Origin of the sequence: Phyllobacterium sp. 22552 (assembly GCF_052044585.1) — a bacterium.
Lineage (GTDB): Bacteria > Pseudomonadota > Alphaproteobacteria > Rhizobiales > Rhizobiaceae > Phyllobacterium > Phyllobacterium ifriqiyense.
The window spans coordinates 444,944-457,702 of record NZ_JBQENG010000003.1; the positions used below are offsets into that span (position 1 = coordinate 444,944).

At 52.7% G+C, this 12,759-nt stretch carries 15 protein-coding genes; 11 read left to right on the top strand and 4 right to left on the bottom strand.

The window, feature by feature from the left end:
• The first annotated feature begins 2 nt into the window (after nt 1-2).
• The 6 genes from ACTJI9_RS09355 to ACTJI9_RS09380 all read left to right on the top strand — a co-directional run bounded on the left by ACTJI9_RS09355 (nt 3) and on the right by ACTJI9_RS09380 (nt 4,603).
• Nucleotides 3-1,274: a glycerate kinase type-2 family protein gene (locus tag ACTJI9_RS09355; RefSeq protein ID WP_440807498.1), complete on the top strand. Its 1,272-nt coding sequence runs from the start codon at nt 3-5 to the stop codon at nt 1,272-1,274.
• A 154-nt stretch (nt 1,275-1,428) separates the two neighbouring features.
• Nucleotides 1,429-1,641 (top strand): hypothetical protein, encoded by a 213-nt coding sequence (locus tag ACTJI9_RS09360; RefSeq protein ID WP_115051272.1) that lies wholly within the window; start codon nt 1,429-1,431, stop codon nt 1,639-1,641.
• Nucleotides 1,642-2,242: 601 nt separating this feature from the next.
• Nucleotides 2,243-2,581, top strand: a complete 339-nt coding sequence (locus tag ACTJI9_RS09365) for a hypothetical protein (RefSeq protein WP_440807501.1) — start codon at nt 2,243-2,245, stop codon at nt 2,579-2,581.
• Between the two features lie 175 nt (nt 2,582-2,756).
• Nucleotides 2,757-2,963 (top strand): hypothetical protein, encoded by a 207-nt coding sequence (locus ACTJI9_RS09370; protein ID WP_115051270.1) that lies wholly within the window; start codon nt 2,757-2,759, stop codon nt 2,961-2,963.
• Nucleotides 2,964-3,068: 105 nt separating this feature from the next.
• On the top strand, nt 3,069-4,091 hold the full coding sequence (locus ACTJI9_RS09375; RefSeq protein WP_337353931.1) for an LLM class flavin-dependent oxidoreductase: 1,023 nt from the start codon (nt 3,069-3,071) through the stop codon (nt 4,089-4,091).
• A gap of 134 nt (nt 4,092-4,225) precedes the next feature.
• Nucleotides 4,226-4,603: a hypothetical protein gene (locus tag ACTJI9_RS09380; protein WP_115051269.1), complete on the top strand. Its 378-nt coding sequence runs from the start codon at nt 4,226-4,228 to the stop codon at nt 4,601-4,603.
• Between the two features lie 61 nt (nt 4,604-4,664).
• On the opposite strand, the gene proC is transcribed toward ACTJI9_RS09380, so the two are convergent.
• From proC to ACTJI9_RS09395, 3 genes are all read right to left on the bottom strand, one after another.
• On the bottom strand, nt 4,665-5,483 hold the full coding sequence (gene proC / locus ACTJI9_RS09385; RefSeq protein WP_115051268.1) for a pyrroline-5-carboxylate reductase: 819 nt from the start codon (nt 5,481-5,483) through the stop codon (nt 4,665-4,667).
• A 72-nt stretch (nt 5,484-5,555) separates the two neighbouring features.
• Nucleotides 5,556-6,860, bottom strand: a complete 1,305-nt coding sequence (locus tag ACTJI9_RS09390) for an O-antigen ligase family protein (RefSeq protein ID WP_440807506.1) — start codon at nt 6,858-6,860, stop codon at nt 5,556-5,558.
• Nucleotides 6,829-7,827 carry a glycosyltransferase family 2 protein gene (locus tag ACTJI9_RS09395; protein WP_370878799.1) on the bottom strand — a complete coding sequence of 333 codons (999 nt, stop codon included), beginning with the start codon at nt 7,825-7,827 and terminating at the stop codon, nt 6,829-6,831. Before ACTJI9_RS09395 ends, ACTJI9_RS09390 begins: the two co-directional genes overlap by 32 nt.
• Nucleotides 7,828-7,904: 77 nt before the next feature.
• Here ACTJI9_RS09395 and ACTJI9_RS09400 point away from each other — a divergent pair, with 77 nt between their 5' ends.
• The 3 genes from ACTJI9_RS09400 to ACTJI9_RS09410 are packed head-to-tail and all read left to right on the top strand — an operon-like array spanning nt 7,905 to nt 10,680.
• Nucleotides 7,905-9,074, top strand: coding sequence for a glycosyltransferase family 4 protein (locus tag ACTJI9_RS09400; RefSeq protein ID WP_440807508.1), 1,170 nt, complete (start codon nt 7,905-7,907; stop codon nt 9,072-9,074).
• Nucleotides 9,075-9,076: 2 nt separating this feature from the next.
• A complete protein-coding gene (locus tag ACTJI9_RS09405; protein ID WP_440807511.1) occupies nt 9,077-9,823 on the top strand; it encodes a WecB/TagA/CpsF family glycosyltransferase in 747 nt (248 codons plus the stop codon).
• Nucleotides 9,820-10,680: a DUF6492 family protein gene (locus tag ACTJI9_RS09410; RefSeq protein WP_440807513.1), complete on the top strand. Its 861-nt coding sequence runs from the start codon at nt 9,820-9,822 to the stop codon at nt 10,678-10,680. Before ACTJI9_RS09405 ends, ACTJI9_RS09410 begins: the two co-directional genes overlap by 4 nt.
• Here the strand turns inward: ACTJI9_RS09410 and ACTJI9_RS09415 are convergent.
• The gene (locus ACTJI9_RS09415; protein ID WP_115051595.1) at nt 10,677-11,936 is read right to left on the bottom strand and encodes a lipopolysaccharide biosynthesis protein; all 1,260 of its coding nucleotides are present in this window, start codon (nt 11,934-11,936) and stop codon (nt 10,677-10,679) included. The genes ACTJI9_RS09410 and ACTJI9_RS09415 overlap by 4 nt on opposite strands.
• Nucleotides 11,937-12,004: 68 nt before the next feature.
• Between ACTJI9_RS09415 and ACTJI9_RS09420 the strand changes: the two genes are divergently transcribed.
• Together ACTJI9_RS09420 and ACTJI9_RS09425 are read left to right on the top strand one after the other, a co-directional pair.
• Entirely contained in the window at nt 12,005-12,403 is a 399-nt protein-coding gene (locus tag ACTJI9_RS09420) for a type II toxin-antitoxin system RelE/ParE family toxin (protein WP_337353618.1), read from the top strand.
• A complete protein-coding gene (locus tag ACTJI9_RS09425) occupies nt 12,400-12,678 on the top strand; it encodes a helix-turn-helix domain-containing protein (RefSeq protein ID WP_307282839.1) in 279 nt (92 codons plus the stop codon). Before ACTJI9_RS09420 ends, ACTJI9_RS09425 begins: the two co-directional genes overlap by 4 nt.
• Nucleotides 12,679-12,759: the final 81 nt, after the last annotated feature.

Below are 12,759 nucleotides of genomic sequence, written 5' to 3' on the forward strand. Positions count from 1 at the left end.
CCATGCGAGACAAGGAGTTTTTCACCAAACTGTTCCGCGCTGCTGTGGACGCCGCCAATCCTGAGCGCGTGATTGCATCTCACCTGCCACCAAGGCCAAAAGGCCGGACGATTGTAATCGGCGCAGGCAAGGGTTCGGCGCAAATGGCGAGCGCGTTTGAAAAAGCATGGACGGCCAAATATCCTGATTCATCCATCGAAGGACTGGTCGTGACCCGTTATGGTTTTGGCGTGGTCTGCGAGCACATAGAAATTATCGAAGCGTCCCATCCAGTGCCCGATGCGGCGGGTCTCGTCGCCTCGAAACGTCTTCTGGAAACCGTGTCTGGTTTGACGGCGGATGATCTTGTCATCGCCCTTGTGTCGGGTGGGGGCTCTGCATTGCTGCCATCGCCGCCGGACGGCATGACCATTGAGGACGAGATTGCAGTGAACAAGGTTCTTCTGGCTTCAGGAGCACCAATTTCGGCAATGAATGCGGTTCGCAAGCACTTATCCACCATCAAGGGCGGACGTCTTGCTGCAGCGGCATTTCCGGCCCGGGTATATTCGCTTGTCGTGTCGGATATTCCCGGAGACAATCCTGCATTTGTCGCTTCCGGGCCTACGGTTCCGGACGAAACAACGCGGGAAGAGGCGCTGGCAATTGTGGACCGCTACAGTCTCGACTTGCCGGCCGCAGCTCTTGCGCATCTTCAATCACATGCTGCGGATGCTCCAAAACCAGGCGATGCTGTTTTCAAAGGTCACGAACACCATGTCATAGCATCGGCTGGTGTTTCCCTCGAAGCTGCTGCCAAAGTTGCGCGGGAAAATGGCATCGAGGCCGTCATTCTCTCTGACGCAATAGAAGGCGAGGCGCGGGAGGTTGCTCATGTGCATGCGGCTCTTGCAAAACACGTGCTTGCAAAAGGACAGCCTTTTACGAAACCCGTTGTGATCCTCTCCGGCGGCGAAACCACAGTCACAGTGCGCGGAAAAGGCAAAGGGGGTCGCAATACCGAATTCCTGTTGTCGCTCGCCATGGATATTGATGGCGCCCATGGCATCAGTGCTTTTGCCGCCGATACGGACGGCATTGATGGTTCCGAAGACAATGCAGGCGCATTTGCCGATAGCACAACGGTGGCGCGTTTGCTGGCAAAGGGACAGGACGCATCGGCCTATCTCAATGGCAATAATGCGTGGACGGCATTCGATGCCATTGGGGATCTTTTTGTACCCGGACCCACTGGAACAAATGTAAACGATTTGCGGGCAATTCTTGTTCGTTGACGCGCTATCGCCATTATTCGATGGTCAACCGTGGTCCGCGTTTACGGGTTTGACATTTGCATAAGAGTTTGCGACCGGATGGGACGCAAATGTCAAATTCGCAGCGCTTGAGGCCTGCGCCACTCAATGGCGTTTTATGCAAAAGGAAAGTTGAATGCGAGTTGCACCTACCTTGATTATTCTTTCGGCAATCGTCGTTGCTGGTTGCACAACCGGTTCGACTGGTGGCGTTCCCGCCAATTCGCCGGTCAAGGACGTCTCGTTTGTCCCGCCGCCGAAGTCTCTTACTGAACGTGCAAAGCCTGAAAAGAAATTGACCCTCGAAGAGAGCGTCGCAAGGCGCAAACTGGAGACGGGCAAGCTATAAGCCCTGATACGTTTATGGCCTGATTACAATGTCGTTTCATTTCGCAAGAACTGAAACGGCATTTTTATTTGAATGAGAGCCGGGCGAGCATCCGAGAGAATGAAATTTCGAGTGTGGCCGCTATCCCGCAATGACCTGACTGGCACAATCCACTGTAGAAGCAGGGTTTTGAACAATTCCATGGGAGGCTAGCAGCTGGGTGGCCGTTCTGCGCCCGCGCAGCCTGAGGCCCAGAAACAACAAAACCCACCGCGGGAGGAGGTGCGGTGGGTTTCGTTGGTTATGGAGGGTCTTCTGGGAGGAGAAGAGACCGTCCGTTTCGACAGGGTCGGGAGGAGGTGACGCTGTCGAAAATTCCTGATCTGAAAATAACTCAATCACCGTGATTTAATACAGACAATATTGCATAGCAGCATTGCAGTTGGTGCAATGCAACATTTTCGCATGGTTCTAAGCGAGACATCACAGCCAGTTGAAGAGGCCTGGGGAACGCAAACGGCTCCGCATCGTTTATAATAGGTTAACGAGGGTGAAAACGGCAAACTGCCGCGCTTTGGATTATGGCTGGAAAGGGCGAATCATGCACCTTTTAAGATCATCAATGATATTGCTTACGACAGGGTTTCTGGCATTTGCCCCTGTTATGACAAGTCATGCTTTCAGCATCAAGGGGTCTCTGGAAACCGAAGGTGAGGGCGGCGATATTAGTAATAAGAAGTTCCAAAGGGCGGCTGTATTGGAAGCCAAGGCCTATATTTGCGGTACTGGTACTGAAGCAAGTGAGGCAGCTATGCGGGCCGTCATGGCGGAGACCGGTTTGCCGGAAGATATCGCTGTTGAAGTCGTTTCCGACCTCGCCTCTGGTATTATTGATAATGCCACCAAGACCGGATCAAAAAAGATGTGTGAAACTCCTGAAGTGCAAATGTCTAGCTTTTAATTGAGCAAGTACGTTACTGAATGATCTCATAGGGTTGCATGCAACATGATAAAATTTGAAATTAATTTTACTGTAAATTACTAACGAAACCTGTGGTCCGTGCAAGATTTAGTCTTTTCAAAATGCCAAATGTGGTATTAGGGTCCCGCAACTTTGGGTTGTGGGAGCGGCAGGCATGAATAAGAGGACCGAGACATTGGAAGTTCTGAAAGCAGAGCTTTCCCGGTTATGCGCTCTTGCAGATGATGAGGGTTTTGAAATGATTGCCTATTTCATTGAAACCGCCATTCGCGAATCCGATGAACAGCTTTCACAGGAAAGACGCCCCGTTGTTGGCATGGAGTTGCGCTTGGCTTCCTCTCGCAGCGGCACAGTCGGATAAGAACAGGATTTAACAAGATCCCGATTTAATCGACGTTCAATTTTTGTGAATCATGAAATCGCGTGGCCTCATTGTGTAGCGTTTGTCGCGGCCTATATTCAGCTCATGATCCCATTATCAGTCCTCGACCTTTCACCGATTGCAGCAGGCAGCACTGCCGCGCAGTCTCTTCGTAACTCACTGGATCTCGCGCAGAATGCCGAGCGCCTTGGCTATCATCGTCTTTGGCTTGCCGAGCATCACAGTATGCGCGGCATTGCCAGTGCGGCGACAGCCGTTGTGATCGCGCATGTTGCGGCGGGGACCTCCAAAATTCGCCTTGGTGCAGGCGGTATCATGCTGCCCAACCACTCGCCTTTGATGGTCGCCGAAGCTTTTGGCACGCTTGCCTCTCTTCACCCTGGCCGCATTGACCTTGGCGTTGGCCGCGCTCCGGGTACGGATCAGATCACGGCTCAGGCGCTTCGCCGTAATCTCAATCAGGATATTAATGGGTTCCCGCAAGATGTCGTCGAATTGCTGAGTTATTTTGGCGAGCCTCAACCCGGCCAGCATGTCATAGCCGTTCCGGGTGCGGGACTTGATGTTCCCGTGTGGATTTTGGGCTCCAGCCTTTTCGGCGCTCAGCTCGCTGCCGCATTGGGGCTTCCTTATGCTTTTGCATCCCATTTCGCGCCAGCGGAAATGGAGCGCGCAATCGAAATTTATCGCGCGCGTTTCGAGCCGTCTCGCTATCTCGACAAACCCTATGTGATGCTTGGTCTCAACGTATTTGCCGCTGAGAGCGATGAAGAAGCCCAACTTTTGCAAACATCCCAGCAACAGGCCTTTGTAAATTTGCGTACCGGAAATCCCGGACCGCTTCCAGCGCCTGTTCAGGGCTATGAAGAAACGCTTGATCTGCATGCAAAGGCGATTCTGCGTCAAGCTCTATCCTGTTCTGTCGTTGGTGCCGCGCCTGCCATCAAGACCGGTGTCGAAGAGTTTATCCATCGTACCGGCGCCGATGAGATCATGGTTACGGGCCATATTTTCGAGCATAAGGCGCGGGTGCGATCATATGAAATTCTGGCCAAAACAATGATTGGACATGATAGTACGCCCGCGCCAGTTGGTCTGTTGGCATAAGTGGCGGACGCATTTTTGCCGCAATATTGCCTTGAAAAAACCCGGCCATCGACTGGTTGAGATCGAATTTCGCAGGTGAAGTGGCGGGCATCATCAATAGATGATCGTTCGCCAATCATCTGAAAGGAAAAACGATGCGAAAGATGATAGTGCTCGCGCTCTGCGCGGCATTCCCCTTGGCCACTTCGGCCGCTTATGCCCAGACAGCTACGCAGACCGCTCCAAACGCTGCTGCTCCATCACCTGAAGCGCCAGCTCAAACAGGGGCACCGCAGATCACGACCATCAATATTGTCGATATCAATGAATTGCCGGATGCCACCAAAACGCAGGTCAACGATGCCGTTGCTCAGCGCAGCGACGAAGACGTAAAGAAACTGCGTTCTTCCATCGATAAATCGCCGGAAGTAACATCCGCGTTGAAGGAAAAAGGCCTCACATCCGAAGCAGTTGTGATAGCCAGCCTCGATTCAAAAGGGCTGCTGACGCTCGTCACCAAAAAGCCGAGCTGATCCAAATTTCTTTGCCTCCAGCAAAGTCAGTGAATACGACCGGAAACTTCCGGTCGTATTTCTATGCCTGATTACCCAATTCGACAGCACGCTTATGTGCAGCGGAAACCGCTTCGATCACGAGGTTTTTAAGCCTGTCTGCACCCATCAAGACATCGAGGGCGGCGGCCGTTGTTCCCTTCGGGCTGGTTACCTGTTCCCGCAGCTTTGTCGGCGTATCCTCGCTTGAAGCGGCCAATGCGCCTGCTCCGAACACTGTCTGCATGGCCAGTATTTCTGCGGTCTTCCGTTCAAGCCCTGCATGGACACCAGCCTCTGTCAGCGCTTCTATGAAATGAAATACATAAGCCGGTCCCGATCCTGAAACGGCTGTTGCAACATCAATCAGACTTTCATCATCCACTGCGGCCACGGCGCCGCTGGTTTCAAGCAGCCGGTCAACAAATGCTGCATTATCATCTGCGACATGGGCATTGCGAAATGTCACTATCATGCCCTTGCCGATTGCTGCCGGCGTATTGGGAATGGTGCGGATGATCGCTGCGCTTGCACCGAGATGTTCTTCAAAGAATGCTACTTTTATTCCCGCTGCCACACTGACAAATGTCGATGTTCCTGCAAATCGCGCATAGGCAGGAAGCACGTCGCGCATCACCTGAGGCTTCACCGCGACAAGTATGACACGCGGTGCGAGATCGTCCTCAACCTTTGATGCGTCATCAACAGCATTCACGCCCAAACTTGCAGCGCGTTCGAGAAGGGCAGGGGTTGGCTCGACAACAGTGACTTGGTCAGGCTGCAATATCCCGGCGTCCAGCCAGCCTTTAAGCATGGCAAAACCCATATTGCCGCATCCAACCAGAACCACATTATCGGACATTTTTTCTCTCCATTTGAATGGGCGGCACTTTGATCCGGTCCGGGTGCTTCGGTCAACTGGCTTCCGTCAAAATCAGGAACGCGATTGCAATGGAACCCGGGCCGTCATGCGCAATCCGAAACAGGCCATGACGACAATCAACCAGACAGGATCCGCCCGGCGAAAGAAAAAGCTCTCAAGAAAGGCATTCATAAGCGAGAAGGTCAGGCACATCATAAGAAAATCGGAGAGAAATATATTCTCGCGTTTCCTCAAAGTTCGCACATAGTCCACAAGCGGAAGCACGACCAGAACGACCATCGCGCAAATCAACGCGGGAACGCCCATGGCAATGGCAATATCCAGATAGCCATTATGTGCATGAACTATGCCGCGGACATCCCAGTCCAGATAATATGGGTTTTCCGCTTGCCGGACAACTGCCGCCTCCCAAAAGCTTTCCAGTCCATAGCCTCGCCATGGCGTTTCGCTGAGCTTTTCAAGACCAAACTGCCATATTGATGTTCGGCCCGTAAAGGTTGCATCGGCTCCCATTTGAACCAGTAGATCGTGTAAGGGAGGAAAGAAAAGCGTGCCAATGGTGAAACAGAAAAAGCCTGCAAGCGCAGCCACGATGAGCAGCGCAGTCAGTATTCGTAATCCGAATAGACCTGGAACCATGACAAGCAGGATCACCATGGGGACCAGCGCAGTGGATGTTTTGGAGCCAGTATGCGCAACAAAGACCAGCGCAAATACCAAAATTGCTGCCCCGCTTTTTCGCCAGTCACGGCGAATGAGATAAATGCCTGCAAAGGCGAAGGAGGCCATGACAGGCCCGGCAACATTCTTATGGGCAAAAATACCGCGCCAAAGTCCGGCATGTTCAGACTCTATTTCACCCGCCGTATGCTTGGCGAGATCGGGTACGACGACCAATCCGACATAGGACAGAACAAGTACTGCCGTTGCAGCAATAATCAGAGCAAGCGAGAAGCCGTCCATGTCGGGTGGAAGCGCCAGAACAGCCACGACGCATAATACCCCGATAATGGTGAAGATGACCGCACGTTGTGCCGCACCGGGATCGACAGCAACAAGCGTTGAAAGGAAAACAAACCCGAACATGACGATCCACAGCGGGCTTGCAAGAGAAAGCAGACGGCGTGGATCAGCCAACACAATCATCGCAAGAATTGAAACGCCGCCAAGGGCGCCAAAACCCAGCTGGTTGACCAGATCACCGCCGCCCCCGGCAATGGCAGTGCTCGCCGGTTGAAATGGCCGGAATGACACAAGCAGAACACACAAAATCAGCCCGGCAAGAAGGCTGGCGACAAGCCGCATCGGTATCGCCATAGGCGCGTCAGTTCTTTTCAGGTTGCCGATATTGCTCATTCGAATATCCGAATTCTGCCAAGACGCGGCCAAGCCCAATATAAATTTGATAGACACCGATAGATAGCGAGCCGGTTTGCGCTGTTTTCAGCGCGGCGCGAAAAGGCGAAATTGCAAGCAGCGCAAGGCTTTTCAAAACGGTCTTTACCTTGCCCAAAGGTTCGTCAGCGCGTTTGCGTTTTTCGATGAGGCTTGAGATGACGCCATTGCGCAAAGCGCGTGCTCTGATCCAGCCAGCTTCTACGCGCCGGGCAGGCACGGTTTCATAGACGGGCGCTTCTGCACACCACGCAATGGTAAAGCCTTTGACCACGCTCCTGCTGATAAAATCAGAATCTCCGCCACCCATAAAATTGAAGGTGAGGTCGAGAAACGGGAAAGGCATCGCCTCAAGCACATTTCGCCCAATCAGCAGATTGCCCGAGGAGTAAATAATCGGCACACGTCCGGTTGTATCATAATGCGGGCTGAATACAGGATGCTTTGCCCATATTTGGTGTTCCGGCTTTGCAAATATCGGGATTTGAGGGCCGCCGACAAAATCGACATTATAGGCTTCGCGCGTTCTGCAAAGATTTTCGAGCCAATCGGGGGCCGCGATCTCATCATCGTCGATCACCACCAAGGATGTGAAGTTCGGGAAGATTTCCAGCGCTGTCTGCCAACCGGCATTATAGGCATTACAATTGCCGCGATCATGCGCGACGATTACCAAGCCACTATAGTCGCCGCTTTCGAACAGTGGTGAAGCGACAGCCGCGCCCTCGCGTTTCTCCGCCTCATTCTCCATGACAATAATTGCAAATGACCGGTCTGTCGCCTGTTCCTTGAGCGAGGCGAGGGTCCTCAGCAGGTGATCGGGCCGCTTGAAGGTTGGCAGAGTAACAACAACGTCAATCGTTTCCGGCGAAAGGCCGGGCGACTGCATGACGATACTTATATTGTCGTGGCCGTTCAGTTTCATCACGGGGCTATTTATCCGTTATTTATCTATATGAGGATATAGAAGACACTTGTTCAATATTTCATTACGTTCGAGCCGCAATGCATGTAGTTTTCGTCACATCTATCGTCCCGGACGGTAAACCGGCCACCGGCTATGAAATAGCCAATAAGGCAATTATCGATGGGCTGAAGCGCGCTGGCGTAAAGGTCACGGTAATCGGCTTTGTCTGGCCGGGCAGCACGCCGCTTGATCCGGAAAATACAATATTGCTCGGCGAGGTGGATGTTAGAAACGATACGGCGAGCTTTAGCCGCAAATTGCGTTGGCTGGGCAAGGCCGTGCTCACAGGACTAACCGTATCCTCAGTAAAACTGCGCATCATTACCAGGGCAAAGTTTCGAGCCGCACTTGCTTCTGCGGAACCATTCGACGCCTATATATTGAATGGTGTGGCGCTTGCGGGTGCTTTCGAAGATTGTTTTACCGGCAAGCCGCAAATATTCATCGCCCATAATGTCGAGCACCGCTCCGCTCGCGAAAACGCAGAGGCCGCGACGAGCCCGATACAAAAATATCTGTTCGATCGCGAATCCCGGCTGTTGGCAGGATTGGAAAAGCGCCTTTGCGATAGTGCTGCATTCGTCTTTACATTGGCTGATGAAGACATAGCCGCATTGCAACTTGATACAACTGATCGTGCCGCCGCCTTGCCTTTGGTAACTGAAGCGGACCCGGCGAAAATGTCCAGCCGCACGATTGAACATGATTTGGGCCTGATAGGCACGTGGACATGGCAGCCCAATCGTATTGGCCTTGAATGGTTTCTGCGCGAAGTAGCGCCCCATCTGGACAATGATATTGGTATTACAGTTGCTGGCAGCATCCCGGCTGATCTCAAAGCGGCATGGCCAAAGGTAAATTTTGCTGGGCGTGTGCCGGACGCAACGGATTTTGTTCGCAGCTGCGCGGTGATTCCATTGATCAGCCGGGCGGGAACAGGCGTTCAGCTGAAAACGATCGAAACGTTTGAGCTGGGCTTACCGAGTGTCGCTACAGCGCTGTCTATACGGGGCATTGCCGATATACCGGACAACTGCGTGGTGGCCGACGATCCGATAGTGTTCGCCAAGGCTGTCAGCCAAATGGTTCGCAAGGTACGGTCCGGCGAAGATATGATCCGCTCCGGTAAAGTTTTCCGGCAAGCGCAACAGGCCCGTTTTGATCGCCAGCTAAAGCTCGGCCTTGGCCGAATTGAAGCGGTGAAATGAGCATGAGCGCTTTACCCAGCCGCTCTATTCTCGGCGTGTCTGTTATTGCTTTGCCATGGCAGGAAGCGATTGATCTGCTGCGCCAGTGCATTGCCACGCATGATTTTACGCTCATCACTTGGCTCAATGCTCACAATGCCAATGTTGCACAAACAGACGCCGGATTTCGCGCAGCGCTGGATAATTTTCTGGTTCTACCCGATGGCATCGGCGTAGATATCGCCGCAAAGATTCTGCATGGCTCACGGTTTCCCGCCAATTTGAATGGAACAGACTTTACGCCTGCTCTGTTGCAAGCCGAAATCAATCCGCTGCGCATCGGCCTGATTGGCGCAAGGCCGGATGTCGTTGAAAAAGCGGCGGGCAAGTTCCGGCGGATCGCTCCTCAGCACGAGATTCGCGTGATCAGCGACGGGTTTTTTAACGCGGCAGATGAACCGCGTATCCTGGAATCACTGAACGACTTCTCGCCGCATATTCTTCTTGTCGCGATGGGCGTTCCGCGCCAGGAAATATTCATGGCGCAAAAATTGACGGCACAGCATTGCACCGTGGCATTAGGCGTCGGCGCATTGTTCGATTTCATGGCGGGCGCCGTGCCTCGCGCTCCGCTGCTCATACAAAAAATGCGTTTTGAGTGGCTTTATCGTCTAGCCCAGGAACCGGGACGTTTGTGGCGCCGCTATGTTGTCGGCAACCCGCTTTTTCTGCTACGCGTCGTGCGAGCAAAATTAAGGGGTCGCAATTGAAGAACGCACTGGTTACCGCGAGTTACGCGCCGGATTTCCGGCGTTGCCAACTTCTGTGCGAGACCATTGACCGTTTTGTGACGGGCTATACCAAGCATTATATCCTAGTAGAGCACCGCGATATTGCTTTGTTCAAGCAGCTCGAAACGCCCAACCGCATCATCATCGATGAAAACGATCTTTTACCCGGCTGGATAAGGCCTTTTCCTGATCCCACGAATTTTGGCAGGCGCCGTATCTGGCTGTCGCCAAAAACCATGCCGTTGCGTGGCTGGCATATGCAGCAGTTGCGGCGCATCGCTATTGCCAAATATACAGATGATGATGCGCTGATCTACATTGATTCAGACGTGACTTTTCTCAAGCCATTTGACTGTGCTTCGTTCTGGCGCGGTAACACTATGCGGCTGTTCCGGCGCGATGGTGATCTGTTGCGGCCAGTCCCGGGCGATCAGCTCATCTGGTCGGAAAATGCGGGAAATCTGCTCGGCGTGACGCCGGTTAGTATTGTGGGGCATGATTACATCGGAACCCTCATTGCATGGCGGCGCGATGCGGTGATCGGCATGTGCAATCTCATAGAGAAGCGCAGCGGCAAGCACTGGGTGGCAGCTATTGGCCGCACACGCAAGTTTTCAGAATGCATGATCTATGGCCGCTATGTCGATGAAGTTTTGAACGCCAGGGGCCATTACCATGATGGCCGCGAATTCTGCCGGATTCATTGGTCGGCACCCGCGCCAACCGATGCCGAACTGGTGAAATTCGTTGAGGAAATGGCACCTTATCAGGTGGCAATCGGCATTCAGTCATTTCTTGGTGATGGCACCGATCGCATTCGCAAACTGTTCTTTTAGACGCGCCGCGCCGGTTTCTTGATCGCGCTGTAGGTGAGCGCGGTAGAAGCGATATAGATCACTACGAACATTGCGTTGAGCCAGACAAGCCAGTCATTGACCTCAAGGAATGTCACCAAAAGCCAGGACAGCAGCCCCGCTTTGATAATACCGAGCACGGCAAGATTGACTGCCCTCAAACCCGATTGGCCGCGCGCATAGAGTATTTCCGCTTGGTATTCAACGAGATTGCGCAGGCCCGGTACGAGGATGACCAAGGGCAGCAGGGCAACCACTGATGCAACATTGTCGCCCAGGGCCCGTGGAAAAATATGCAGGAAAAGCGCTAGCGCGGCCAAGCCCAGAGTCGAGACCAGAAACACGCCCAGTTCCAACCCGCCACGGATTTTCATCGACTTGAGCATATCGGGCGTGCGCATCAGCTTTTGAACCAGCATCATATTGAAAGAGCGCACCGGCAGCGCGGTCAAATCAACGAGACGCATGATGATCGTGTACACACCGGCTGTCTGCGGTCCGCCAACAGCCAGAACCAGCAATTTGTCCAGTTCTGACTGAACATAGAACAATACTTCCGCGCCGGTGACCGCAAATGAGTCACTTAGCCTGCGGCGATAAAGTTTCGGCACCAGCCGCAACCGCACTCTCGGATAGAAAAACAGGATGGCAATGATCAGGGCAATGCCATTGGCGCCTGCATACCACCAGCTCCAGATGGCAAGATTGGCAATGCTGGAAAATGCAAATAATACCGCTGCACCGGCTCGTAATGCCGTGCCGATAATGACAAGCAGCGCTGCCCGGCCAAATCGGTTGAGGCCATTATTGACAATGACGACAACTTCCATGGAGCGCCAGAGCAGGGCTTCAGTGCCGACAATGACGGCAAAAGTTCCAAGCGCAAGATCGGCACCGAAAAATACCAGATGAGCCAGATAGGCAGCGAGTATGAAGATCGGTAGAGATATGATGACGGCCGCCAGAAACCCGCCCGTATATGCACCGATTAACTGCGGTTTCACCGTCGAGATACGGTAAAGCGGCGAGACAAAACCGAAAGAGACAAGGCGTGAAAGTACCACGCCGGTCGCCGATGCTGTGGCGAACAGTCCAAACTCTGCAATTGTCAGCGTGTTGGCCAGCGCGACAAAATAGGCCAGCGATATAACCAGCCGCCCCGCCGATCCGCTGATCACCGAGAAATAGTCGCGGATGAGCCCCGCATTGGCTTTCACGTGCCGAACGACCAATTTCATATCCTGCATAACAACGTTTCAATGATTTAGCGTAAAAGGCTTAACGGCTCGTATTGGAGCAATTGTAAATGGCGCTTGCGGAAGATAGCTTCTTATTTTCTCTGCATCATATTTCAAAATTATATCATATAGGCTATACTGAAATGGATTGGTCTGTTGAAATTCTAGGCTCGGCGGAAGCGGAGATGGATGCACTGCCTTCTGGTTTGCAGGCGCGATTGACCCGCCTTATGGAGATGGTGGAATGTATAGGGCTCGAAGCCATGCGAGAGCCCCATGTAAAACATATTGATGGAAAGCTGTGGGAGCTTCGCGCCAAGGCACCGGAAGGAATAGCACGAGGGTTATACGTGGCTGTAACAGGCAGGCGAATTGTGATTTTGCATGTCTTTGTAAAAAAATCACAACGGACACCCCGAAATGCGTTGGCATTGGCCTATCGGCGGATGAATGAGGTGGAAACATGAAAACTCTCGGGAAACTGAAAGAAAAATACATGAATGATCCGGAATTCCGGAAGCATTACAAACAAGCAGATTTGGAATATTCGGTGATAGAGTTGCTTATTCGCAGCCGAACCCAGGCCAAAATGACTCAAGCAGAACTGGCCAAGCGCATGGCAACCACGCAGTCCGCAATTGCAAGGCTCGAAGGCGGGAGGGTCTCCCCCTCTATTGCAACTTTGCGACGATACGCTGAGGCCACGGGATTTGAGTTGCGTGTTGATATGACTCCCCTGTAAGCCGGAAGGTGCCATGACAATTAACGTTTTATTTTCCATAGAACTTTAGTGTGGATTAACCGTGGATCTCAGCATCCGCGA

Coding starts and splice junctions, on each gene's coding strand:
- ACTJI9_RS09355 (WP_440807498.1), top strand. CDS start 3: ATGCGAGACAAGGAGTTTTTCACCAAACTGTTCCGCGCTGCTGTGGAC.
- ACTJI9_RS09360 (WP_115051272.1), top strand. CDS start 1,429: ATGCGAGTTGCACCTACCTTGATTATTCTTTCGGCAATCGTCGTTGCT.
- ACTJI9_RS09365 (WP_440807501.1), top strand. CDS start 2,243: ATGATATTGCTTACGACAGGGTTTCTGGCATTTGCCCCTGTTATGACA.
- ACTJI9_RS09370 (WP_115051270.1), top strand. CDS start 2,757: ATGAATAAGAGGACCGAGACATTGGAAGTTCTGAAAGCAGAGCTTTCC.
- ACTJI9_RS09375 (WP_337353931.1), top strand. CDS start 3,069: ATGATCCCATTATCAGTCCTCGACCTTTCACCGATTGCAGCAGGCAGC.
- ACTJI9_RS09380 (WP_115051269.1), top strand. CDS start 4,226: ATGCGAAAGATGATAGTGCTCGCGCTCTGCGCGGCATTCCCCTTGGCC.
- proC (WP_115051268.1), bottom strand. CDS start 5,483: ATGTCCGATAATGTGGTTCTGGTTGGATGCGGCAATATGGGTTTTGCC.
- ACTJI9_RS09390 (WP_440807506.1), bottom strand. CDS start 6,860: ATGAGCAATATCGGCAACCTGAAAAGAACTGACGCGCCTATGGCGATA.
- ACTJI9_RS09400 (WP_440807508.1), top strand. CDS start 7,905: ATGCATGTAGTTTTCGTCACATCTATCGTCCCGGACGGTAAACCGGCC.
- ACTJI9_RS09405 (WP_440807511.1), top strand. CDS start 9,077: ATGAGCGCTTTACCCAGCCGCTCTATTCTCGGCGTGTCTGTTATTGCT.
- ACTJI9_RS09415 (WP_115051595.1), bottom strand. CDS start 11,936: ATGAAATTGGTCGTTCGGCACGTGAAAGCCAATGCGGGGCTCATCCGC.
- ACTJI9_RS09420 (WP_337353618.1), top strand. CDS start 12,005: ATGGCGCTTGCGGAAGATAGCTTCTTATTTTCTCTGCATCATATTTCA.
- ACTJI9_RS09425 (WP_307282839.1), top strand. CDS start 12,400: ATGAAAACTCTCGGGAAACTGAAAGAAAAATACATGAATGATCCGGAA.